Annotated in this window: 23 protein-coding genes and 1 rRNA gene; 11 read left to right on the top strand and 13 right to left on the bottom strand. The window is 70.6% G+C overall.

Translation table 11 applies throughout. The features are described from left to right. From Q0L54_RS04775 to Q0L54_RS04760, 4 genes are all read right to left on the bottom strand, one after another. Positions 1-251: hypothetical protein (locus tag Q0L54_RS04775; protein WP_296665860.1), on the bottom strand; the 251-nt coding region annotated here is incomplete at its 3' end. A gap of 4 nt (positions 252-255) precedes the next feature. After that, positions 256-1,002, bottom strand: coding sequence for an HAD family hydrolase (locus Q0L54_RS04770; protein WP_296665858.1), 747 nt, complete (start codon positions 1,000-1,002; stop codon positions 256-258). Positions 1,003-1,010: 8 nt separating this feature from the next. After that, the gene (gltX, locus tag Q0L54_RS04765; protein ID WP_296665857.1) at positions 1,011-2,492 is read right to left on the bottom strand and encodes a glutamate--tRNA ligase; all 1,482 of its coding nucleotides are present in this window, start codon (positions 2,490-2,492) and stop codon (positions 1,011-1,013) included. A 61-nt stretch (positions 2,493-2,553) separates the two neighbouring features. Beyond that, the gene (locus Q0L54_RS04760) at positions 2,554-3,342 is read right to left on the bottom strand and encodes a fumarylacetoacetate hydrolase family protein (RefSeq protein ID WP_296665856.1); all 789 of its coding nucleotides are present in this window, start codon (positions 3,340-3,342) and stop codon (positions 2,554-2,556) included. Positions 3,343-3,404: 62 nt separating this feature from the next. Between Q0L54_RS04760 and Q0L54_RS04755 the strand changes: the two genes are divergently transcribed. The 5 genes from Q0L54_RS04755 (at position 3,405) to Q0L54_RS04735 (ending at position 7,611) form a co-directional block, all read left to right on the top strand. After that, a complete protein-coding gene (locus Q0L54_RS04755) occupies positions 3,405-3,893 on the top strand; it encodes a ClbS/DfsB family four-helix bundle protein (RefSeq protein ID WP_296665855.1) in 489 nt (162 codons plus the stop codon). Then, positions 3,890-4,915 carry a heparan-alpha-glucosaminide N-acetyltransferase domain-containing protein gene (locus tag Q0L54_RS04750; RefSeq protein WP_296665854.1) on the top strand — a complete coding sequence of 342 codons (1,026 nt, stop codon included), beginning with the start codon at positions 3,890-3,892 and terminating at the stop codon, positions 4,913-4,915. Before Q0L54_RS04755 ends, Q0L54_RS04750 begins: the two co-directional genes overlap by 4 nt. A gap of 93 nt (positions 4,916-5,008) precedes the next feature. Then, complete coding sequence (locus Q0L54_RS04745) at positions 5,009-5,923, top strand: NADP-dependent oxidoreductase (protein WP_296665853.1); 915 nt, start codon at positions 5,009-5,011, stop codon at positions 5,921-5,923. Between the two features lie 4 nt (positions 5,924-5,927). Next, positions 5,928-6,818: a 3-methyladenine DNA glycosylase gene (locus Q0L54_RS04740; RefSeq protein WP_296665851.1), complete on the top strand. Its 891-nt coding sequence runs from the start codon at positions 5,928-5,930 to the stop codon at positions 6,816-6,818. 64 nt (positions 6,819-6,882) lie between these two features. After that, a complete protein-coding gene (locus tag Q0L54_RS04735) occupies positions 6,883-7,611 on the top strand; it encodes an NYN domain-containing protein (RefSeq protein ID WP_296665850.1) in 729 nt (242 codons plus the stop codon). A gap of 26 nt (positions 7,612-7,637) precedes the next feature. Here the strand turns inward: Q0L54_RS04735 and Q0L54_RS04730 are convergent, their stop codons facing one another. Then, positions 7,638-8,315, bottom strand: coding sequence for an SDR family NAD(P)-dependent oxidoreductase (locus Q0L54_RS04730; RefSeq protein ID WP_296665849.1), 678 nt, complete (start codon positions 8,313-8,315; stop codon positions 7,638-7,640). Between the two features lie 126 nt (positions 8,316-8,441). Continuing rightward, a complete protein-coding gene (locus Q0L54_RS04725; RefSeq protein WP_296665847.1) occupies positions 8,442-8,861 on the bottom strand; it encodes a DoxX family protein in 420 nt (139 codons plus the stop codon). 135 nt (positions 8,862-8,996) lie between these two features. Here Q0L54_RS04725 and Q0L54_RS04720 point away from each other — a divergent pair, with 135 nt between their 5' ends. Next, the gene (locus tag Q0L54_RS04720) at positions 8,997-9,677 is read left to right on the top strand and encodes a hypothetical protein (protein WP_296665846.1); all 681 of its coding nucleotides are present in this window, start codon (positions 8,997-8,999) and stop codon (positions 9,675-9,677) included. Here the strand turns inward: Q0L54_RS04720 and Q0L54_RS04715 are convergent. From Q0L54_RS04715 to rnhA, 3 genes are all read right to left on the bottom strand, one after another. Then, positions 9,659-10,207 carry a MarR family winged helix-turn-helix transcriptional regulator gene (locus tag Q0L54_RS04715; RefSeq protein ID WP_296665845.1) on the bottom strand — a complete coding sequence of 183 codons (549 nt, stop codon included), beginning with the start codon at positions 10,205-10,207 and terminating at the stop codon, positions 9,659-9,661. The genes Q0L54_RS04720 and Q0L54_RS04715 overlap by 19 nt on opposite strands. A 2-nt stretch (positions 10,208-10,209) precedes the next feature. Then, a complete protein-coding gene (locus tag Q0L54_RS04710) occupies positions 10,210-13,158 on the bottom strand; it encodes a glycosyl hydrolase (protein WP_296665843.1) in 2,949 nt (982 codons plus the stop codon). A 98-nt stretch (positions 13,159-13,256) separates the two neighbouring features. Further along, entirely contained in the window at positions 13,257-13,691 is a 435-nt protein-coding gene (gene rnhA, locus Q0L54_RS04705) for a ribonuclease HI (RefSeq protein WP_296665861.1), read from the bottom strand. A 64-nt stretch (positions 13,692-13,755) separates the two neighbouring features. Between rnhA and ybaK the strand changes: the two genes are divergently transcribed. The 5 genes from ybaK to Q0L54_RS04680 all read left to right on the top strand — a co-directional run bounded on the left by ybaK (position 13,756) and on the right by Q0L54_RS04680 (position 17,273). Beyond that, complete coding sequence (ybaK, locus tag Q0L54_RS04700; RefSeq protein WP_296665842.1) at positions 13,756-14,256, top strand: Cys-tRNA(Pro) deacylase; 501 nt, start codon at positions 13,756-13,758, stop codon at positions 14,254-14,256. Further along, a complete protein-coding gene (locus Q0L54_RS04695; protein ID WP_296665840.1) occupies positions 14,257-15,003 on the top strand; it encodes a YggS family pyridoxal phosphate-dependent enzyme in 747 nt (248 codons plus the stop codon). A gap of 177 nt (positions 15,004-15,180) precedes the next feature. Further along, a complete protein-coding gene (locus Q0L54_RS04690; protein ID WP_296665838.1) occupies positions 15,181-15,522 on the top strand; it encodes a YciI family protein in 342 nt (113 codons plus the stop codon). Between the two features lie 94 nt (positions 15,523-15,616). Beyond that, entirely contained in the window at positions 15,617-16,336 is a 720-nt protein-coding gene (locus tag Q0L54_RS04685) for a VIT family protein (protein WP_296665836.1), read from the top strand. Positions 16,337-16,436: 100 nt separating this feature from the next. Next, positions 16,437-17,273, top strand: coding sequence for a class I SAM-dependent methyltransferase (locus Q0L54_RS04680; RefSeq protein WP_296665835.1), 837 nt, complete (start codon positions 16,437-16,439; stop codon positions 17,271-17,273). A 42-nt stretch (positions 17,274-17,315) separates the two neighbouring features. Here Q0L54_RS04680 and cimA read toward each other — a convergent pair whose 3' ends face one another. From cimA to rrf, 4 genes are all read right to left on the bottom strand, one after another. Further along, positions 17,316-18,917: a citramalate synthase gene (cimA, locus tag Q0L54_RS04675; RefSeq protein ID WP_296665834.1), complete on the bottom strand. Its 1,602-nt coding sequence runs from the start codon at positions 18,915-18,917 to the stop codon at positions 17,316-17,318. A 207-nt stretch (positions 18,918-19,124) separates the two neighbouring features. Beyond that, a complete protein-coding gene (locus Q0L54_RS04670) occupies positions 19,125-19,397 on the bottom strand; it encodes a hypothetical protein (protein WP_296665833.1) in 273 nt (90 codons plus the stop codon). A gap of 270 nt (positions 19,398-19,667) precedes the next feature. Further along, on the bottom strand, positions 19,668-21,389 hold the full coding sequence (locus tag Q0L54_RS04665; RefSeq protein ID WP_296665832.1) for a BTAD domain-containing putative transcriptional regulator: 1,722 nt from the start codon (positions 21,387-21,389) through the stop codon (positions 19,668-19,670). Between the two features lie 163 nt (positions 21,390-21,552). Next, a 5S ribosomal RNA gene (rrf, locus tag Q0L54_RS04660) occupies positions 21,553-21,669 on the bottom strand. Position 21,670 lies beyond the last annotated feature (1 nt).

Raw genomic sequence — 21,670 nt, 5'->3', positions numbered from 1 at the left:
GCACCGCCGGCCGCCCCGGGCTCGGCATCCGGAGGCCACACGATCCAGGGCTTGGTCCCGTCTCCGCGGTCGAGCATGAGGCAGCCGTTGTCGAGCGCGGCGATGACGCCCGAGAACTCCAAGCGGGCGCCCGGAATCTCCCCCACCGACTCTTGGTGCGGGAGGTAGCCGGCCTCGTCGTCGCCAGCGCAGGCCGCCAGCAGGAACGATGCGACGGAGAGTGCCACCGCCACCGCCGCGCGTCTCATCATGCGTTCACCGTATGCCCAGGACCCCGTCCAGGTCGCCAAGCGAGCCGATCCGCACCAGCCCGTCGCGCGGCACCCCGTCGCCCGCGAGCCCGTCGACGTCCCGCGAGTGCGCGCCGGCTCTCTCGATCCACACGCCCAGCCCCAGCCCGGCGCGCACGGCGGCCAACGGATCCACGTCGAACTCGTCCCCCACGTACGCGACCTCGTCGGGCGCAAAGCCCAGGCGATCGCACGCGAGCGCGAAGACTCGCGGGTCCGGCTTGCCCACGCCCAGCTCGTCGACGCCCACCAGCATCGGGACGCGCGACAGCCCGCAGGCGGCCAGCTTCAGCACCTGGTAGTCGTGCGCGGCGTTGGACAGGCCGCCGTACGGGATACCGGCGGCGTCGAGCGCATCGAGCGCGCCCGCCGCGTCCGGGTGAGGCGCCCAGCCCTCGCGGAAGTACCGCTCGAAGGACTCGTCCCAGACCTCGTACGCCTCGGGGTCCAGGTACGGGCCGCCGAACAGCTCGTGGAGGTCGTTCGCTCGGCGGTGCCGCTGCTCCTTGTGGGACATCTCGCCGCGCGTATGGGCGCGGTACCAGCCGTTCGCGTCCGCGCGCCAGGCGCTCAGCAGCTCGTCGTGGTCCGCATCGTCGAGGTAGTCGACAGCGACCGACGCGAGCGCGTGGCGGAAGGCCCCGCGCGTGTCGACCAGGGTGTCGTCGACGTCGAACAGCACGCCGCGGATGGACGATGCGTCGGTCACCATGCGCGCGCCTACAGCGACGCGCGCAGGCGGCGAAGGCGGTTCAGGGAGTGATCGCGCCCCAGGATCTCCATGGACTCGAAGAGCGGCGGCGATACGAGCCTGCCGGTGATGCCCACCCGCAGCGGTCCGAACGCGAACCGCGGCTTGATGCCCATGTCATCGACGAGGCGCGCCCGCAGCGCGTCCTGCTGCGCCTCGGGCGAGAAGTCCTCGAGACCCTCGAGCACCTCGATGGAGGCGTCCAGGATCTCCGCGGCGTTCTCCGGCAGCTTCTCTCGCGCGGAATCCTCGATCACCACCGCATCGTCCCCGATGAAGAGGAAGCCGAGCATCCCGGGCGCCTCCCCCAGCAGCGTCATCCTGGTCTGGACCAGGGGGATGGCCTCGGCGAGCGTCTGCTCCTCGTGCGGCGTGAGCCGCTGCACGTCGTCCGTGGACAGCAGGCCCGCGGCGTGAAGGTACGGGACCACGCGAGCCGCGAAGTCGCCCGGCGGCAGCATGCGCATGTGGTCGGCGTTGATCGCCTCGGCCTTCTTGAGGTCGAACCGGGCGGGGTTGGGGTTGACGTCTGCGATGTCGAACGCCGCCACCATCTCTTCCACGGTGAACACGTCGCGGTCGGGGCCGATGCCCCAGCCCAGCAGCGCCAGATAGTTCAGCAGGCCCTCGGGCAGGAAGCCCCGCTCGCGATGGAGGAACAGGTTGGACTCGGGGGCGCGCTTGGACAGCTTCTTGTTGCCCTCGCCGGTGACCATCGGCATGTGCGCGTAGGTGGGCACGGCCTCGGCGAGTCCCAGCTCGACGAGCGCGCGGAACAACACGATCTGGCGCGGCGTCGAGGACAGCAGGTCCTCGCCGCGGAACACGTGGGTGATGTGCTGCAGGGCGTCGTCGACGGGGTTGACCAGCGTGTAGAGCGGGACACCGTTGGCGCGCACGATCACGTAGTCGGGCACCGTGCCGGCGGGGAACGTCACGTCGCCGCGGATGAGGTCCGTGAAGGTGATGTCCTCGTCTGGCATCCGCATCCGCAGCACCGGCTCACGGCCCTCGGCGCGGTAGGCCGCCTTCTGATCGTCGGTGAGGTCGCGGTCGAAGCCGTCGTAGCCCAGCTGCGGCGCCCGGCCTGCGGCAAGGTGCCGCGCCTCGATCTCCTGGGGTGTCGAGAACGACTCGTAGGCATAGCCCGCCTCGAACAGTCGCCGCACCACGTCGAGGTGGAGCCCGTGCCGCTCGCTTTGCCGGTACGGCGCGTACGGGCCGCCGATGTCCGGGCCCTCGTCGTAGTCGAGCCCCAGCCAGGACAGCGCGTCGAGCAGCTGCGCGTAGGACTCCTCGCTGTCGCGCTCCGCGTCCGTGTCCTCGATGCGGAACACCAGTTGGCCGCCCGTATGGCGCGCATACGCCCAGTTGAACAGCGCCGTGCGGATGAGGCCGACGTGGGGCGTGCCCGTGGGTGACGGGCAGAAGCGGACGCGAACGTTGCTCATGGGGCCTTCCTTGCGGGGAGCCGATGCGGGGGTTCCGCCATGCGGCCGGGTGACGTGGCCGTCAGGGACGGCGGATGACGGGGTTGCGCAGCACGCCGATGTCCTCGATCTCGACCTCGACCACGTCGCCGTGGTTGAGGGTGGTGACACCCGAGGGCGTCCCGGTGAGGATGATGTCGCCGGGGAGCAGGGTGGTGACCTCGGACACCATCGCGACCGCGTGGGCGACGTCCAGGATCATGTCGCTGGAGTGGCCCACCTGGGTCGCGACGCCGTTGATGCGCGAGGAGATCTCGACGTCGTCGTGGGCGAGCTCGGTCTCGATCCACGGGCCCAGCGGCAACGACGTGTCGAAGGCCTTGGCGCGGAACCACTGGTCCTCGAGCCGCTGCAGGTCGCGGGCGGTGACGTCGTTGGCGCACGTGTAGCCGTAGATGTACTGCTCGGCGTTCTCGGGGCTGACGTCCTTGCAGACCCGAGAGATGATCACGGCGAGCTCCGCCTCGAGCTGGACGTCCTCGCTGTAGTGCGGGAGCACGATCGGATCGTCGGGGCCGATCACGGCGGTGTTGGGCTTGAGGAACAGGATGGGCACGTCGGAGGCCGGACCGCGGTGCGGGATCTCCTTGGCGTGCGCCTCGTAGTTCTTGCCCAGGCACACCACCTTCGACCTGGGGATGACGGGGGCGAGCAGGCGGACGTCGTCGGTCAGCTTGATCCGCTCACCCGTCAGGGTGCCCGGCGTGTACATCGGGTCGCCGGTGAGGACGATCAGCTCCTCGGCTCCCGGGTCGCCGTCGACGATCGCGTACTGGGGCTCGGATCCGGTGGTGAAACGGGCGATACGCATGCGGACCAGCCTAGTGGCTCGGCGCGCACCCGGCCGCTGGGCCCCGAGCCTACGATGACCGTATGGGAGTCGTCGCCGAGCGCATCGTCGCCGACGCCGAGCGGTCGCTGACACCGCTGCTGGCGCGGGCGGACGCCTACCGCGACGCGCCGCTCGGCAGGGCGTACGCGCACCGCCGGGTCGCCGACGTGCTCGCCCACCTCCACGCCTGGCACATCCTCTTCGACGGGTGGCTGGTGCAGCATCGTTCCGGCGCGGTGCCCGCGTTCCCGGCCGAGGGCTACTCGTGGGATCACCTGGAGGACCTCAACAACGCGCTCTACGAGGCGCACCGCGCCCGCTCCTATGAGGAGTCCCGCGCGCTGCTGGTGACGTCGCACCTGCACATGCTGGGGCTGCTGCGCGAGCTCGACGACGAGGTGCTGAGCGCACCCGAGCTGCTGCCGTGGCTGGGCACCGAGCCGCTGAGCGAGGTGGCGCACGAATGCCTGGCCGGCCACTACGCGTGGGCACAGAGCGTCCTGGATCGCGCCGGGGTTCCGGCCGAGTGACGGGACGTATCGCCGGCCTCGACGTCGCACGCGGGCTCGCCGTCATGGGCATGGTCGCGGCGCACGTGGGCGACGACGGCTCGAGGGATGGCGTCGGGTGGCCGTGGCTCGTGGTGACGCACGGGCGCTCCGCCGCCCTCTTCGCGGTGCTGGCCGGCGTCACCATGTCGCTCATGCTCGCCGGGGCGGGCGGCCGGGACGATGCGCGGGCCGTCCGGCACACGCGCGCCCGGATCGCGGCGCGCGCCGGGGCGCTGATCGGACTCGGAATCATCATGCAGGCGCTCCACACGCCGGTCGACGTCATCCTGGTGAACCTGGGCGTGATGTTCCTGCTCGCGCTGCCCCTGCTGCGGTTGCCGTCGTGGGCGCTGCTCACCGGCGCCGCCGCTGTGATGGCGATCGGCAACGTGGTCGTGTCCGCGGTGACGCCCGACGGATGGTGGGCGGGAGCGCCGGTGATCGGCAAGCTGTGGAGCTTCCACTACCCGGCGCTGTCATGGATCGCGTACATCATGGTGGGAATCGTGATCGGCCGGATGCGGCTGCGGACTGCGAACGCCCAGGCGATGCTGGTGGGCGCCGGCGTCATGGTCGCAAGCGCGACGCTGCTGGTGCACGCCGTCGCGGGTTCGGGCACCATCACCAGCCTCGAGCCGCACTCGTACACGCCCGTGGAGATGACGCACAACGCCGGGGTCGCGGCGGCGACCATCGGACTGTGCTGCTGGCTGGCGCCCAAGGCGCGCGCGGTGCTCTCGCCGATCGCGGCGCTCGGGTCGATGGCGCTGTCCGCCTACGTGCTGCACCTTCTCGTCATCGCGGCCGTGGGACGCGAGGTGGTCTACGAGCCGTCGAATGTGTCGCTCGTGGCGCTCGAGGTCTCGCTGGTGCTGCTGGCGTGGGGCTGGCGCACGTGGCTGGGACAGGGGCCGTTGGAGCGGCTGCTGACGTACGTGTCGAACGCCGCCGGTGAGCTGGCGGTCCCCGATCAGCCCCGCGCGGGCACGCCGTCCGGCTGAACGCACGCTGAGTTCCCGACCTCTTGTAGCCTCGTCGGGTCGCGAGAGTTCGCCCGTGGGTACGCCACGAGGCCTGGTGAAGGAGTCCACAAGATGAGCCGTGCAGCGCTGTACGACCAGGTCGGCACCCCCGACGTCCTCTCCGTGGCCGAGGTTCCCGACCCCGAGCCCGGCCCCCAAGAGGTGGTGGTGCGGGTACACGCCGCGGGCCTGAACCCCTACGACGCCAAGGTGCGCAGCGGATTCCTGACGCTTGACGCACCCTTCCCGCGGCGCATCGGCTCGGACCTGGCGGGCACCGTCGAGGCCGTCGGCGAGGACGCTCACTACTGGGACGGGACGCCCATCGAGGTGGGCGACGAGGTGCTCGGGCGCGGAGCCGGGTCCATCGCCGAGCGGTGCGTGGCGCAGGCGGCGGGGCTCGCCCGCAGGCCCGCGGGCCTGCCCGTCGAGGTCGCCGGCGGTCTCAACATCGCCGGCCTGACCGCAGTGTCCTGCCTGGCGACCATCCCGATCGGCGCCGGTGACACAGTGCTGGTGGGCGGCGCGGCCGGCGCGGTGGGCCTGGTGGCGGCCCAACTCGCCCGTGACGCCGGCGCGACCGTGATCGGCACCGCCTCGGCGTCCAAGCACGAGTTCCTGCGCTCGCTGGGCGTCGAGCCGGTCGAGTACGGCGACGGGCTGGCCGCCCGCGCGGCCGCCGTCGGAACGGTCACGGCGGTGATCGACTGCCACGGCCGCGACGCCCTGGATGCCGGCGTAGCGCTGGGAGTCTCCCCCGACCGGATGGTGGCGATCGCGGCCTACGCGGCGCTCCGCGAGATCCCCGCCCACAACGTCGAGCGCGCGGCGCGCACCGCGGAGAATCTCGCGGCCCTGGCTCAGGACATCGCCGACGGACGCATCGTCTTCCCGGTGGCGCAGACCTTCCCCTTGGAGGACGTCGCAGCGGCGTTCGAGGCGCTGGACTCGCCCCACGCACCCGGCAAGATCGTCGTGGTGTCCTGAGCCCGTGTCCACCGTGCTCGCGCGCCGCGAGTGGGAGCCGCTCGCGGCGGCGCATGCGGCCGAGGTCGATCGACTGACCGCCGGCCGCCTCGAGCGCGCCGCGCGCGGCGAGAAGCACGCGATCGAGGACTTCCTGTTCGAGTACTACTCCACGCGGCCGTCTCACCTTCGCCGCTGGCACCCGGGTCCCGGCGTCGCCCTCGAGGACGCGCCGGAGCACGCCGGGTGGAAGTTCTACCGGACCTCTGGCCGGTTGACGGAGCTCGATCTCGGCGCCTTCATGGCGGCGCGTGGGTCCGGAGCCGAGCACATGGAGCGGCTGATGCGGGCGACGGCCGCGCGGCCCGCGCGGCTCGGCTGCTTCGGCCTTCACGAATGGGCGATGGCCTACCGGGCCGGCGAGGACCTGCGCCATCCCCTCCCCCTGCGGCTGGGCCAGGGCGGCACCGATGCGGTGGTCGAGTCGCACCCCATCGCCTGCAGCCACTTCGACGCGTTCCGCTTCTTCACGCCGGAGGCCGTGCCGCTCAACGTCCTGCAGCCGACGCGCGAGACCCAGGTGGCGCTCGAGCAGCCCGGGTGCCTCCACGCGACGATGGACCTCTACAAGTGGGCGTCGAAGCTGGCGCCCGCGGTGCCGTCGTCGCTGCAGCTCGAGGCATTCGTCCTCGCGCTCGAGGTCCGGCGCGTGGACATGCAGGCGTCGCCCTACGACGTGTCGTCCTACGGCCTGGAGGCGATCGCGATCGAGACCCCGGAGGGCAAGCGCGAGTACGCCGCCCGTCAGCGCGACTTCGCCGAGCGGGGGGCGCAACTGCGGTCGCGCATCGTCGCCGCGATCTCCCACCTGCGAGAACTCAGCCAGGCGCGGTCCCCCGCTCCGGTCTCGCCGTAGCACCGTCGCCCCCCACCGCGGAACCCTGCGAGACTGTGGTCCTTGAGTCTTCGAGGGGGAATCCATGGCACGTGCAGCAGACGGAGCGCGATTGGCGGTGCTGATCGACGCCGACAACGCGCGGGCCCAGCACATCGAGAACCTCCTGGTCGAGATCGCCAAGTACGGCACCGCCAGCGTGCGCCGCGCGTACGGCGACTGGACCTCGACGCAGCTCGGCTCCTGGAAGGGCGAACTGCTCGAGCACTCGGTCCAGCCGATCCAGCAGTTCAGCTACACCACGGGCAAGAACGCCACCGACAGTGCGCTCATCATCGACGCGATGGACCTGCTCCACGCCGGCAACCTGGACGGCTTCTGCCTGGTCTCGAGCGACAGCGACTTCACCCGCCTCGCCGCCCGCATCCGCGAGGAGGGCCTCACGGTCTATGGCTTCGGCGAACGCAAGACGCCCAAGCCCTTCGTGGCGGCGTGCGACACCTTCGTCTACGTCGAGAACCTGGCCGCGCCCAAGACCGCGACGACGGCCGCCGCGGCCAAGCCGGCGTTCACACGCGACCCCAAGCTCGACAAGCTGCTGGCCGAGGCCGTCGAGGCGGCCGCCGGCGACGACGGCTGGGCACAACTGGGCACGGTGGGAAGCAATCTCTCGCGGCTGGCCTCGGACTTCGACTCGCGGACCTGGGGCTACACCAAGCTCACCGACCTGATGCGGGCACACCCCGACTACAAGGTCGAGTCCCGCTCCACCGGTGAGGGCAAGCCCGCAAACGCCTACGTTCGTCGCAAGTAGGCGCGCGCAAGTAGGCGCACTCCGGCTTACTCGCGGCCGTCCTCGAGCGGGATCAGCATGGTCCGGAACGGTCCCCCGGCCGCGGCTTGGATTCCCCAGATGGTCTCGGCGACATCGTCGATTCCGTTCTCGAGCTGAAGCTGGGGGATCCCGCCGGGGATCACCAGCTGGACTACGCGGACACCCTCGTCCGCGAGCGCCTCGTGGAGCATCTCGCCATATGCGCTCTCCGCGGGGAACGCGACGGACGTGCCCGCGAATCCGGACCGTGACTTGACTGACGTGCCGCCGTTGATGAGGACGATGCTGCCATCGCCCGCCTCGCGCATCGCGGGCAGCACGGCCCGCGCGGCGTGGATGAGTCCCAGTGCCGAGAATCTCAGCGCCTCGAGCGCGAGCTCCGGCGTCAGGTCGAGCACGGGCTTGAGGTAGTCGCGGGACGGCAGCGGGCTGTACTGCAGGACGGAGATCGGCCCCAGCTCGGCGGCGGCGCGCGAAAGTGCGTCCTCGAGCTGCGCGGGCTCTCGCACATCCGCGGAGAAGCCGCGCGCCGTGACGCCGTTCTCAGCCAACTGCGCGGCGAGCGCGTCGAGCTTCGCCTGGTCGCGGGAGATCAGCGCGACGGAGAATCCCTCGCGCCCGAATCTGCGCGCGACGGCCGCTCCGAGGCCCGGTCCGGCTCCGATGATCGCGATGGTGGGCATGCGCTTTCCTTCCAGGATGGGGACTCTCCTCGACCCTACTGCGCTCGCGGGACATGCCGCACCGCGGCTCGGGCATGACGAAGGGGGACGGCCCGCACGGGCCGTCCCCCTTTGGTCAAGCAGCGGCTAGCCCAGGTGGAACAGCGGCCCGGTGATGGTGAGGCCCAGGTCGAGGCCGGTGCTGGCGAACAGCAGGAACAGCCCGAGCGCCCCGCCGATGAGACCGAGGTTCTTGTTGAAGGAGATCTGCTCGGTCTGCTTGGCCTGAGCGTCGGTCTCCTTCCAGAACGCGTGCATGAAGAAGGTGACCGGGATCAGGGTCAGCGCGATGAGCAGGGCGCCGATGTCGCCGAAGACCCCGAACAGGATCATCAGTCCGCCCAGGCCCATGGCGGCACCCGACGCGATGACGCCGAACTTGCCGCCCGGCGCTCCCTTGTAGTCGGCGTACTGGGCCATGGCGCTTGCGTTGGCGAAGTGGCCGATCGCGGAGAGCAGGAAGATCAGCGCGAGCAGGACGCGCGCGATGAGGAAGACGGTGTCCATCAGAATCCTTCAATTGGTTGTTGGTTTAACCAACGGTAGCGGCCTGATGGTTGACATGTCAACTCTCACCCTCGGCGGCGCTCACAGGGGTCGTCTCGCGACACGGCGCGCGCCCCACAGGCGTACCGTTGAAGTATGCGCACGGGCCGGCGTCTGCTGGTCGCGGTCGTCGCGGCCGCGGCCTTGCTGAGCGGGTGCACATCGACCGGCGAGCCCGACCAGAGCGCCAGCCCCACCGCCACGGCCACCGCCTCCCCCGCCGCCACCGCCGCCACCGCGACACCGACGCCCACCCCCACCACCAGCCCCACAGCGGCGACGTGCGAGCCGTTCGGCACCCTGGACGCCAGCACATCGTCCGACGATTGGTCCGCGCAGTTGCGCACCGGCGCAGGGGGCGACGCGCTGTGGGGGGTGACGATGCGCGTGGGCACGCACGAGTGCTACGACCGTTGGGTGTTCGAGTTCGACGGCCCGGCGGACATGCCCGGTTGGTCCGTCACGCCGCACGCGTCCAGCACCTTCCTGGGCGACCCCTCGGGTGAGCCGATCGCGCCGCCGCTGGCGGGCACTGTATCGCTCGACGTCATGTTCGCCGCCTGGTACGACGGCACCGCGATCGAGCAGCCCACCTACGCCGGCCCCCAACAGATCCTCACCACCGACGCGCCCGCCATCCAGGAGGCGCGGATCGTGAGCGGGTTCGAGGGCATCAGCCAGGTGGGAATCGGACTCGACGCCGCGCGCCCCTATCGGGTCACGTGGCTCACCGACCCGGGCAGGCTCGTGATCGACGTCTACACCGGAGAGTCGTAGACCCCCGCCAGGCGGATCCCGGTCACCTCCCGCAGAGTGTGCCGCGGCAGAGCGTCGAGATCGGTCGCCAACCGCAGCAGCAGCCGATGAAGTTCGGCGAGGTCCCGCTCCGGCCACGTGCTGAACAACTTCGAGGATTGGTCGACCGCGCGCAGGATGCGAGAGCCGACGTCGCGGCCGTCGGCGGTGAGGACCACCACCACGGACCTCCCGTCTCCCGGATCGCGTCCGCGCACCACCAGCCCCGCATGCTCGAGGCGCTGGAGGATCTTGCTGACGTTCGAACGCCCGGTGTCGAGGGCGTCCGCGAGCTCCGCCGGCCGGGCAACGCCCCGGTAGATGAGCTCGTTCAGCGCAAGGAACGCGGGCAGGTCGCCGGCCAACGGGAAGTCCGCATCGCGCATGACGTCCTCCCGGAACGCCGTCGAGACCCCGAACGTGGTGACCGCATGCAGCACCGACCGCAGCGAGGGACCCTGGCCTCCCTCGAGCGGCACCACGTCCTCGGGCCGCAGGTCCCGTGCGTCCATCGTCACACTCGACTCAGGAGACGGACGGGGCCCACCAGGCCGTAGTCGCGCACCGGAACATCATGCAGCGCATGCTGGCCGGCGCTGATCAGCATCATGATGTCCGGGATCGACTCGTAGTAGCCGCGCGCCTTGAGCCGGTTGCTGAGCGAGCTCGACACACGGACCACCAGCGTGTTGTCGCCCTCCTGCACCAGGTCCGTCACGTCGACCACCGGCGCCGAGGTATCGAAGCCGCGCGGCTCGGAGCCGTTCACCGACACCGATCCGAGCCCGCCGCAGGTCGACCCCAAGTCGAGCTCGAGCCGGCCGGCGGCCAGGCTCGCGCTATCCAGGGAGAACGATGCGCGGTACTCGCCCACGCCCGACACGTCCGGCCCGATTCCGGGCAGCTCCCGCCACGGCGCGAGCTGTGTCGCGTGGGTCGCGAGGCGCGTCACGGCCGTCGTGGGCCGCACCTCGGTGGTCACGTACCCGAGCCCGCGGTCCTCGGTGAGCGTCTCCAATTCCCCCGCGTCCCAGCTCTCGACCGTGATGGTCCAGCCGTCCAGGGCCGCCACCTCCACTGTCTGCTCAGGCGCGCTGTCCTCCGCGGTCGCGCTGCGATCCATCGTGAGCAGAGCCGCCTCTCCCGGCGCGAGCGCGAGCGTGACGACGGTCCGCTCGCCGTCCACACGCACGCCACGGTGGGCGCGCACCTCACCCGTCGCGGCGTCGATGCGGGACACTGCGCCGTGGCCAGGCAAAGCGACCTCGACGGTGGTGGGCTCACCCGTCTCATAGAGGAAGTGATACGCGAACAGGTGAACCGCCGCATCGTCCTCCCGCAGGGCGGTGAGGACGCTGGTGCTGTCGTGGACGAACTCCGCCCGGCCCGCCACTCCCAGGCCGCGCAGCGCGTCGACCGTCAGCGCCGGGTCGTCGATCTCGGCGACGGTGGGCAGCGCGCGCAGCTGCGCCATGATGCGGGCGAGCTCCTGGTCGCGGCCGTCCAGGCCCGGGGTCCTCGACGCGGCGGCGGCGTGCACGGTGTGCGTGCCGGCGAGCAGCAGCTTGACCTCGCGCGCGCCGTTCACGATGAGCAGGCGCAGTCCGCGCCGCGCCCAGTCGAGCAGCAGCCCGGCCGCGTCCGCGGACAGCGCGTCCTGGTACACGATCAGCGCCTGATAGCCGGGGCCGTCCGGCTGCACCTCCCCGCCGGCGAACGAGACGTCCTCGCGAAGCAGCAGGCTCGGGTCGAGGTAGTCGTAGGTCCAGCCCGCGTCCTGCATGCCCAGGTCCTGCCACCAGAAGCCCTCGCGGTCGCGCATCCACATAGTCCCGTAAGCGACCTCATCCGGGATGCGGGTACCGTCGGCGCCCACCAACGCGAAGCCGAGCAGGTTGTCCACGAAGTGATCGGTGCGCAGGATCCCCACGTCGACGCGCGGCCGCCCCTGCCTGAGCAGGTACTGATACCGCGCCACCGCCCGGCTCCACAGCGGGTAGAACTCGCGCGCCGGCTGACGGAGGTCGAAGCGCTCGGAGAACATGGGCCACATGCCCTCGTGGCCCGGCCACTCGGTCGAGCCCTCCGCGCCGCACACGCTCGCCCAGCCGTGGAGCACTGTCTTGGTCACCCCGGCCGCGAACTGCGTCGCGATGATCTGGTCGTAGAAGCGGTGGTCCAGCATGTGGTTGCGCGTGGTCGCGCCGGTCTCCGACGAGTAGATCTTGTCGAACAGGTGCGCGGGGCCTGCCAGCAGGCGGTACGCGTCGATCTGACCGCTGAACTCGAGGGACTCCGTCTCGATGCCGTCGACCTCGGGTCCGGGGCGGGTGAGCTCGAACGGAAGCCCATAGCTGATCTCGGATCGCAGCGTGATGCCGTGCTGGTGCAGGAAGACGGCGAACGGCCTCAGCATGTTCTCGATGTAGAGATCCGTGAGCGTCTCGACGTAATCGTGCCGGACCTTGGCGACCGTGGCCGCGTCACTATCCGTGATGGGCTCGTAGCGGTACTCCGTCGCGGCGGCCATCAGCTCGACCTCGCGAGCGAGGAACGGCAGCCACGGCGTGATCGCATATCCGCGACGCCGCTCAAACTCGGCCGGCACGTTGGCGCCCCACAACATGCCGCCCTCGCCCCAGGTGCTGAGCTCGAGCGAGTCCATGTACATCTGCACCCTGTCGTTGCGCGCGATGTGCGCGCGCAGGCTGGGGGTGAGCACCACCTGGTCCCAGTACTCGGTCAATGCATCGACGCCCGCGCGCTCGAGGTAGTTCACGGTGTAGTTGACGCTCGCCGAGGGCGATGCGGTCTGGCCCGTGCCGTGCCGCCAGAAGGTGAACAGGCGCCAGTCGCGGCCGTCGGCCGGCTCCCAGTCGAGCGCGCCGTCTGCTACGGACGCGGTGAGGTCGATGACGGACGATGCGTCGAGCACGCCGCCCTTGTCGGTGGTCGAGGCGAGGGGCGCGGCGACCACGGCGACCAGGTGCTGCTCGCTGGGCGCCACGCGCTCACCGGGAAGCTGCGACTCCTCACGTTCAGCGGTCAGATCCACGCGGGGCAGCGGCCCGGAGCGGGGCCGGGCGCGCGACACGTCCTCCGCCACAAAGTTGAGCTCGTGCGCGGCGGCCGGGTGATCGGCATCGATGGTCGGCAGGTTGGCATTCGACCAGTTGGTTCCGGAGGTGAAGCTCACGGACATGCCGCGCGCAGTGGTCTCCGCGACCACCACGTCCGTGTCGTGGACCCACTTCTCCGATCCCCACCCGTAACGGGCGTGGTCGACGCCCGCCTCGTCCATCGCGAGGAACTCCATTCCGCCGAAGCCGAGCCGATGCGCCGCATCGATCTCCTCCCGCAGCGTCTGCTCGGTGTGGAGCGCCTCCGCCAGCCACCACCTCAGGTCCGGGCGGTACTCGATGGGCGGGTTCTGCAGGTGGGACAGGTGGCGATCGAGCGACATGGGTTCTCCGTTGAACACGAGGCGACGTGGCGAGGGCGCGCCAGGACGGGCACCATCGTCCATCTTAGTGTCCTGAGGACACAATCGGTCACGCGCGCCTAGCGAACCGCGGCGGCTCCCTTGTTGGCGAGCTCGTCCGCCTTCTCGTTGCCGGGATCCCCGGCGTGACCCTTGACCCACACCCACGTGATCTCGTGCCGCGCCAGCTGCTCGTCGAGCGCCTGCCACAGCTCGACGTTCTTGACCGGCTTCTTGTCCGAGGTCTTCCAGCCGTTGCGCTTCCACCCCTTCATCCAGGTGGTCGCCCCGTTCTTCACGTACTGCGAGTCGACGTGGAGCGTGACGTTGCAGGACCGGTTGAGCGCCTTGAGGCCCTCGATCACGGCGGTGAGCTCCATCCGGTTGTTGGTGGTGACCTTCTCACCGCCGAAGAGCTCCTTCTCCCTGCCGCCCGAGCGGATCCAAGCGCCCCAGCCGCCCACGCCGGGGTTGCCCTTGCAGGCGCCGTCGGTCCACATCTGCACGTCCGTCATCGCGTCATCACTCACCCGGACACGGTAGTGCCAACCCGGTCCGCGCATCGGCCACAATGGCCTCATGTCCCGCAAGCATGCCGCCGGAGGCTCGACCCCGGCGGTCCACGCTCTCCTCGAGGCGGGGGTTGCCCACACCCTTCACCCCTACGAGCACGATCCTGCGTCGGACCTCAGCTACGGCCTCGAGGCCGCCGCCGCCCTGGGCGTCGAGCCCGACCGCGTGTTCAAGACGCTCTGCGCATACGTCGACGGAGTGCTCGCCGTCGCCATCGTGCCGGTGAGCGGGACCCTCGACCTCAAGGCGCTCGCCCAGGCGCTGGGCGGCAAGAAGGCGGAGATGGCGCCCCCGGCCGATGCGGAACGCGCCACCGGGTACGTCGTGGGCGGCATCTCGCCGCTCGGCCAGCGCCGCCCCCATCCCACCGCGATCGACGAGACGGTCGAGCTGTGGGACACGGTGTTCGTCTCCGGCGGGCGCCGCGGCCTCGACATCGGGATCGCCCCCGCGGACCTGCTGACCCTCACCCGGGGCGTCGCCGCCCCCCTCGCGAAGGAGTCCTGAGTGGACCTGCACCCCACCCCCGAAGGCTGGGATCCCGCCGCGGCGCTCGCCGCGGTCAAGGCCCGCGTCCACGTGGCCGAGGCGGCCGCGGGACGCGCCGGCTCGGGCGTACGGGTGCTGGTCGCGACCAAGACGTGGGACGCCGATGCGGCGGTAGCCGTGGTGCGCGCCGGCGGCATCCTGGTGGGCGAGAGCCGCATGCAGGAGCTTGAGGCGAAGGCGCCCGCACTCGCGGCGGCCGGCGCGCGCATCCACGTGATCGGCCAGCTGCAGCGCAACAAGGCGTCCGTGGCGGTGCGCTGGGCCGAGTGCGTGCAGACGGTCGACTCGGCGCGCCTCGCCGAGCGGCTGTCCCGGCTGTCGCTGGAGGCCGAGCGGCCGCTCGACGTGATGATCCAGGTGAACGTGTCCGGCGAGGAGTCCAAGGCGGGCGTGCACCCCGACGAGGCGCTGCCCATCGCCGCCGCCGTGCAGGCGCTGCCGGGGCTCACGGTCACGGGGTTCATGACCATCGGCCTCAACTCCCCCGACGAGGCCGCGGTCCGCGAGGGCTACGCGCGGCTGCGGGAGATCCGCGACCAGGCGCTGATCCGCTCGGAGCGCGGATCGATGGGTCTCGCAAGCGCCTGGCAGCTCTCGATGGGGATGTCGCAGGACCTCGAGTGGGCGATCGCCGAGGGCGCGACCATGGTGCGCGTCGGCACGGCCATCATGGGCCCGCGGCTCGCCTCCGATTCCCACTGGTGATTGTGACTCCCGCATCCCCGCGTGAAGGATGGGACAGCCACAGCCGTCACTCCCGTTGACATCCGTCCCATCGACCAGTGGGAGTCCCCCAACACTGGCGGGATCGGCTTGCCGGCGTGACAATGGGAGACGGCGCTGCGGCGGCGCCAGCTGAGGGGACCTACCAGGAGGTCGCCCATGTCCCACTTCTACCTCTCGATGTACTACGAGCAGGAATCGGGCCACACGCCCGGGGACCTTCCGCAGATCATGTCCGAGATCGACGCCTTCAACGACGAGCTCCGCGACGATGGCGCCTGGGTCACCGCCGCCGCCTTCGAACCCGCGCCCCGCGCGCATGTGGTCACCACGGATCCCGAGGGCTCCGAGACCACCGACGGCCCCTACCTGCGCACCGAGGAGCAGTCGGGCGGCTACTGGGTGATCGAGGCGCGCACCATGGGCGACGCGATCGTCTGGGCGCAGAAGGCGAGCCACATCCTGCGGCTCCCCATCGAGGTGCGCAAGCTCGCGGCGTGACGCTCGAACCGTGCCCGCAACGGCGCCGACCAGGAAAGTTAGGCAAGGTTTGGCTTCCTAGTCAGATCCGCGACCGCTCCCTAACCTTGATTGCATGACCGACACCGAGCCGCACCACACCTCGTCCTTCCCGGACGAGAACCGGGTGTCGCAGCGACTCAACGCGCTGCGCGCCGGCGTGCTGGGCGCCAACGACGGCATCGTCTCGATCGCCGCGCTGCTGGTGGGCGTGGTAGCCGCGAAGCCCACCCCCGGGGTCATCCTCACCGCCGCCGTCGCGGGCATCGCCTCGGGTGCGCTGTCGATGGGCGTGGGCGAGTACGTCTCGGTCTCCAGCCAGCGCGATGCGGAGAAGGCGCAGCTCGACCGCGAACGCCAATGGCACGCGCACCGTCCCGAATGGGAGCTCGAGCAGCTCGCCAAGCTCCACATGGAGACCGGCATGTCGGAGGAGACCGCGTGGGCCGCCGCCCGCGAGCAGACGGCCTTCGACCCGCTGGGCGCGCATGCCCGAGCCCACCTGGGCATCGACCCCGACGAGCTGGTCAACCCCTGGCACGCGGCCTTCGCGTCGCTCTTCGCCTTCACGCTGGGCGGCCTGTTCCCACTGCTGACCGCGATCCTGGCACCCGCCGGGCTCAAGGTTCCGCTCACGTTCGCGGTCGTCGCCGTCGCGCTCGCCATCTCGGGCCTCGTCTCCGCCCGCCTAGGCCACGCGCCGCGCATGAGAGCGATCGCCCGCAACGTCATGGGCGGTTCGCTCGCGATGGTGATCACGTACGGTATCGGCTCGTTCGTGGGCATTCACGTCTAGGGACCGGACCCCAACGCCCCCGCTTGACGAGCGAGGACAATGCGCGGACATTGAGCATTGTGACCCCTTCCAGTTGCGCCGCCCCACCTGAGCCAGGTCCGTGACGGACGATCGCGTAGCGGCCGTCGCGCGCACCTTCGATGGCCTGGCGCACGTCTACGACCGCAGTGGCGTCGAGTTCTTCGGTCCCATCGCCGCCGGGCTGGTCGAGGCGCTCGCGCTCACACCTGGCGAGCGCGTCCTCGACCTCGGCTGCGGCGCGGGTGCCGTGCTGCTGCGGGCGGCTCACGCGGTGGCGCCAGGCGGCAGCACCGTGGGGCTGGACGTCTCCGAGCTGATGGTTGCGACCACACGGGAGGCAGCTGACGCCCTGGGGGCCACCGATGTCGAGGTGATCGTGGGCGACGCCCAGGATCCCGCGCTCCCCGCCGGGGCATTCGACGTGATCGCCTCCTCGCTCGTCCTGTTCTTCCTGCCGGGACCCGCCGCAGCCCTCGAACGCTGGCGAGGCCTGCTTGCGCCCGGCGGCCGGCTGGGCCTCGCCACGTTCGGCGAGCGTGACGAGACGTTCGAGGCCCTCGATGGACTGTTCTCGCCTTTCCTACCGCCCACGATGCTGGATGCACGCACGTCCGGCACCCGCGGCCCCTTCGCCAGCGACCACGGCATGATCGCGATGGTCGAGGGCGCCGGCTTCGTCGATGCCCGGACGGTGAGCCTCGACCTCGCCGTGCGGTTCGCGGACGTGTCTCAGTGGGAGGCGTTCAGCCGGTCGACGGGGCAGGCCGCCATGTGGGGCTTCGCGCCGGAGGCCGAGCACGATTCGATCAGGGCGGCCGCGGCGGCGCTACTCGCGCCACATGCCGACGCGGACGGCTCCCTGGCGGTCCGTCAACGGATCCGCTACACGCTGGCGCGCGCTCCGATCGAGTCCTGATGCGCGCCGTCCGTGCGCGCTACCGGACGATGCCCGTCCCGGCTAGGGCTGGGGGGTCGCGTCGGACTTGAGGAGCCCGTAGAAGAGCGAGTCCGTGAGCGCCTCCCACGAGGCCTCAATCATGTTCGGTCCGACTCCGACCGTGCGCCACTGCGCGCCGGTCTCGGTGTCGACGGTGGTGATGAGGACCCGGGTCACCGCGTCGGTGCCATGCGAGGCGTCCATGATGCGGACCTTGTAGTCCGTCAGCTCGAAGCGACCGATGGTCGGGTAGGCGCCTGCGAGCGCCGTGCGCAGCGCGTGGTCGAGCGCGTTCACCGGGCCGTTGCCCTCGCCCACGGTGACGAACCGCTGGCCGCCGGCGGCGCGCAGTTTCACCACGGCCTCGGCGTCCGCCTGCTGCGGGTTACCGGGCGCGGAGGTCACGCGAACGCGCCACGTCTCGACGTCCCAGTACTTGGGAGCCTCGCCCAGCTCCCACCGCAGCAGCAGCTCGAATGAGGCGTCGGCGGCGTCGAAGGTGTACCCCATCGCCTCGGCGTTCTTGACGCGCTCCATCACGCGCTTGAGCACCTCCGGCTTGCCGGTGAGGTCGAATCCCATCTCGCGGCCCTTGAGCTCGATCGAGGCACGGCCCGCCATCTCGGACACCAGCATGCGCATGTCGTTGCCCACCAGCTCCGGCTGAGTGTGCTGGTAAAGGTCGGGATCCACCTTGATCGCCGAGGCGTGCAGCCCGGCCTTATGCGCGAACGCGGAGGCGCCCACATACGGCTGGCGGGCGAACGGAGCGATGTTGGTGATCTCGGAGATCGTGTGGGCGATCCGGGTGGACTCCTTGAGCCCGTCACCCTTGAGCGCGATCACGCCCCGCTTGATCTCGAGGTTCGCGGCGACCGCCACCAGGTCCGCATTGCCGGTGCGCTCGCCATAGCCGTTGACGCACCCCTGAACGTGGGTGGCGCCGGCGGCGACCGCCGCCATCGAGTTGGCGACCGCACAGCCCGAGTCGTTGTGGGCGTGCATGCCCAACTGGGCGGTGGTGCGCGCCTCGACCGCGGTGACGATGCGGGAGATGTCGTCGGGCAGCATGCCGCCGTTCGTGTCGCACAGCACCAGGGTGGACGCGCCGCCGGCCTCGGCGGCCTTGAGCGCGCGCACGGCGTACGACGGGTCGAACATGTAGCCGTCGAAGAAGTGCTCGGCGTCGAGGATCACGCGGCGCCCCTCGCCCACCAGGAACGCGACCGTCTCCTCGATCATGGCGAGGTTCTCGTCGCCGGACACACGCAGGGCGCGCTCCGCGTGGCGGATGTCGGACTTCGCCACCAACGTGATGATGGGCGTCTCGGAGTCGAGCAGGGCGCGCACCTGAGGGTCGGAGCCGGCGGTGGTGCCGGCCCGCCGCGTCATGCCGAACGCCGCGAACTGCGCGTGCGTGAACGTCAGCTCCTTGGCGACCAGGGCGAAGAACTCGGTGTCCTTGGGCACGGCGCCAGGCCAGCCGCCCTCGATGATGCCCACGCCCAGCTGGTCGAGCAGCGGCGCGATCGCCAGCTTGTCGGCGACGGAGAGGTTCATCCCCTCCTGCTGGGCGCCGTCACGCAGCGTGGTGTCGTAGACCTCAACGGTGAGATCCGTCATCGTCAGCTCCTCGTCTCGTGCGCCAGCCGCAACCCCAACAAAAAAGCCTCCCAGGGTGCGGGAGGCTGCGCGTCGGGGCTGTGACCCGACGCGCTACAGAATGGTGATCGCGGTACGCATCGGATTCATTGTGGCACAGGACGGGGACGATGCGGCACTCGCGGTGCGCGCATCGTCCCCGATGCTGTGGGCCGGCGGCGGAGCGGCCTACGCGACCAGGCGGAAGGCTCCGCGGACCAGGGCCTCACGCTGGACGTCGGAGTAGGTGTCGGCGATCCGACCGCGGATCACGCTGCTGACGATCGCGTAGGCGCGCAGCCGGGCGATCTCGGTGCCGGACCAGTCGACGAGTGCAGCGGCGGCGCCGGGCGCGAAGGCCTGGGCGATCTCGGCGAGCTCCTCGAGCTCGGCGCGGTGGGCGAGAGTGCCGTCCTGGGCGAGACGGTCACCCAGGTGGTGGTGGATGGTGATGACGCTCATGATGTGCTCCTCGGTTGCTGGTGATGCCAGAGTGCCGGGGGCGCGTGTGACGAGGCGTGTGACGTCGAGAACTTCCGAGAAGAATCTTGCAGATTGACTTTTTAGCAGGAACTACGCTGTACGAGGCACCTCAGTCCCGAGGCCATCAACTCTCACCGGCCGCACCACTGGCTTCCCACCCGCCACAACAACGGTGCGGAATTGTGTCGCTTTCGCAGCGCAGAACGCCCAGCGGTGCGGATCAGTGTCGCTGCGGCTCCACCTCTCGCATCACGCGTGGGGCCGCAGGCTCTCCAGGACGCTCTCCGCACGTCGCATCAGCAGCGGCATGTCGCCGCGGGCGGCCACCTCGAGCGCGTGCTCCGCGACGGCGGAGGCCCGCTCCGTGTCGCCGATCTCGAGCGCCACCTCGCAATCGGTGACGAGCACCTCGGTGCTCACCCACTTGTAGGAGTCGTTGAGGCGCACGCACGCGGTGGAGGCATCCTCGAGCCACGGGATCGCCAGCTCGGGCCGGCCGTCCTTGACGTAGGTGAGCCCCATCACCTTGGCGGAGATGCCCTCCCAGCACGGGTCCCCGATCTGGCGCGCAAGCGCGTACGTCGACTCCGCGTCCACGCGTACGGCGGCGGGATCCTCGCCGCGCGCGAGCCGCGCATGCGCGTGCCACGCCTCCGGCCACGGGCGGATCGCGGTCCATCGCTCGGTCTGCGCCTGGCGCTGCGCCTCCTTGGCCCAGCGCTCGGCGGCGGGCAGCCACCCCGCGAGGTATGCGGTGCGGGCGGCACAGGCCATGGCCCAGATGCCGCGGCGGACGCTGCCCGTCTCGCGGCAGAGGTCGATCGCCTCATCGAAGCGGTCGAGAGCCTCGTCGAGCCGCCCCCAGTCGGACAGGTGCACGGCGTCGTAGGAAGCCAAGGACGCCCGCACCTTGGGCATGCTCTCCGAGATCGCCCACGCCTCGGCGATCCGCGCGACGGCCGATTCCCGGCGCGCGGCCAGCACGTCGATATACGCGAGCTCCGCCAATGCCTTGGCTGCGATGTCCTGCGCGCCGGCCTCCGTGGCGGCCTCGAAAGCGGCGTCGAGCAGCACGGCACCCTCGTCGTCGTAACCGCGGACGGCGTGCACCAGTGCCGTGCCCAGTTCGAACAGGCAAGTGGCCTCGAGGGACCGGTCTCCAGCGCCTTCGGCCGCTCCTGCAGCACCGCGAAGCCACTCGATGCCGCCGTCGGCCGCCCCGGCCGCGATGGCGGACATCCCCGCCGTCAGCAACGAGTTCGCGGTGGCGACGGAGGACACCCCGGCGGTGGACGGGGTGATCGCCGGCCGCGCGGCGGTGCGGAGCGCCGCGGTAGGGACCACGCCCAACTCCCGCATGAAGGCAGCCTCGGTGTCTGACACATGGCGCTGTGCGGCGGCCTGGTCACCGGCCGCTACCAGAGCCTTCACCAGGAGCACGTGGGGACCTTCCTCGAAGGGAGCGATCTCGACCATGGAGGAGGCGAGGGTGATGGCGCGCGAGGTGTCGCGTGCGGACAGAGCCCGCAGGGTCGCCTGTCGCAGCAGACCGATCATCTCGCCGGCCACCCGCTGCCGTTCGACCAAGATCCATGTCTCGAACCCCGGGGAAGCCTGCACCTCCACACCCTCGAGGAGCGTCCCTCGGGGCGACGGCTCGGGCAAGGAGCCCGACTGCAGGGTCAGGACGTCGACCACGGTGTCCTCGTCCAAGTCCAGGGCGATGGGGTTGCCGCGGAGCGCCTCGGGCATGCCCAGCCGCCGGCGGAGTTCGGCAAGGGCCCAGCGCAGGGCGCCCTGCGGATCGTCCGCCTCTGAGAACAGTTCGTTGACCAACTGCTGGCGCGACACCGGGTCGGGCGAGCGCACCAGCCGAGCCAGCAGCGCCCAGCACTTCGAGCCACGAGGGCCGGGGATGGGGACGCCGTCGCGGAGCAGTCGGGGCTTGCCGACAAGCCTGACCTCGATCATCGGCCACCCGGACTGGACATGGGCCACACACTACGCCGTTGCGCTACGACTCCGCGGGGTCACGGTGCGGGTAGCCCGCCACCGGCGCGCTGGATCAGTACCCGCGTCACCCCTGGCAGAAATGCGAAAGGCCCCTCCGCAAGGAGGGGCCTTTCTGAAGAATGCGCCGCAGCGTCCTACTCTCCCACACCCTGGCGGGTGCAGTACCATCGGCGCTGGGAGGCTTAGCTTCCGGGTTCGGAATGGGACCGGGCGTTTCCCTCCCGCTATGGCTGCGGCAA

Origin of the sequence: Demequina sp. (assembly GCF_024642165.1) — a bacterium.
Classification (GTDB): domain Bacteria; phylum Actinomycetota; class Actinomycetes; order Actinomycetales; family Demequinaceae; genus Demequina.
The sequence above is the reverse complement of the archived record's forward strand: the minus strand, read 5'-3'. Positions and strand labels throughout refer to the sequence as shown.

Coding starts and splice junctions, on each gene's coding strand:
- Q0L54_RS04665 (WP_296665832.1), bottom strand. CDS start 21,389: ATGATCGAGGTCAGGCTTGTCGGCAAGCCCCGACTGCTCCGCGACGGC.
- Q0L54_RS04670 (WP_296665833.1), bottom strand. CDS start 19,397: ATGAGCGTCATCACCATCCACCACCACCTGGGTGACCGTCTCGCCCAG.
- Q0L54_RS04725 (WP_296665847.1), bottom strand. CDS start 8,861: ATGGACACCGTCTTCCTCATCGCGCGCGTCCTGCTCGCGCTGATCTTC.
- Q0L54_RS04745 (WP_296665853.1), top strand. CDS start 5,009: ATGAGCCGTGCAGCGCTGTACGACCAGGTCGGCACCCCCGACGTCCTC.
- Q0L54_RS04715 (WP_296665845.1), bottom strand. CDS start 10,207: ATGGACGCACGGGACCTGCGGCCCGAGGACGTGGTGCCGCTCGAGGGA.
- Q0L54_RS04770 (WP_296665858.1), bottom strand. CDS start 1,002: ATGGTGACCGACGCATCGTCCATCCGCGGCGTGCTGTTCGACGTCGAC.
- Q0L54_RS04730 (WP_296665849.1), bottom strand. CDS start 8,315: ATGCCCACCATCGCGATCATCGGAGCCGGACCGGGCCTCGGAGCGGCC.
- rnhA (WP_296665861.1), bottom strand. CDS start 13,691: ATGACGGACGTGCAGATGTGGACCGACGGCGCCTGCAAGGGCAACCCC.
- Q0L54_RS04755 (WP_296665855.1), top strand. CDS start 3,405: ATGGGAGTCGTCGCCGAGCGCATCGTCGCCGACGCCGAGCGGTCGCTG.
- Q0L54_RS04710 (WP_296665843.1), bottom strand. CDS start 13,158: ATGTCGCTCGATCGCCACCTGTCCCACCTGCAGAACCCGCCCATCGAG.
- Q0L54_RS04685 (WP_296665836.1), top strand. CDS start 15,617: ATGACCGACACCGAGCCGCACCACACCTCGTCCTTCCCGGACGAGAAC.
- Q0L54_RS04760 (WP_296665856.1), bottom strand. CDS start 3,342: ATGCGTATCGCCCGTTTCACCACCGGATCCGAGCCCCAGTACGCGATC.
- ybaK (WP_296665842.1), top strand. CDS start 13,756: ATGTCCCGCAAGCATGCCGCCGGAGGCTCGACCCCGGCGGTCCACGCT.
- gltX (WP_296665857.1), bottom strand. CDS start 2,492: ATGAGCAACGTTCGCGTCCGCTTCTGCCCGTCACCCACGGGCACGCCC.
- Q0L54_RS04690 (WP_296665838.1), top strand. CDS start 15,181: ATGTCCCACTTCTACCTCTCGATGTACTACGAGCAGGAATCGGGCCAC.
- Q0L54_RS04735 (WP_296665850.1), top strand. CDS start 6,883: ATGGCACGTGCAGCAGACGGAGCGCGATTGGCGGTGCTGATCGACGCC.
- Q0L54_RS04720 (WP_296665846.1), top strand. CDS start 8,997: ATGCGCACGGGCCGGCGTCTGCTGGTCGCGGTCGTCGCGGCCGCGGCC.
- cimA (WP_296665834.1), bottom strand. CDS start 18,917: ATGACGGATCTCACCGTTGAGGTCTACGACACCACGCTGCGTGACGGC.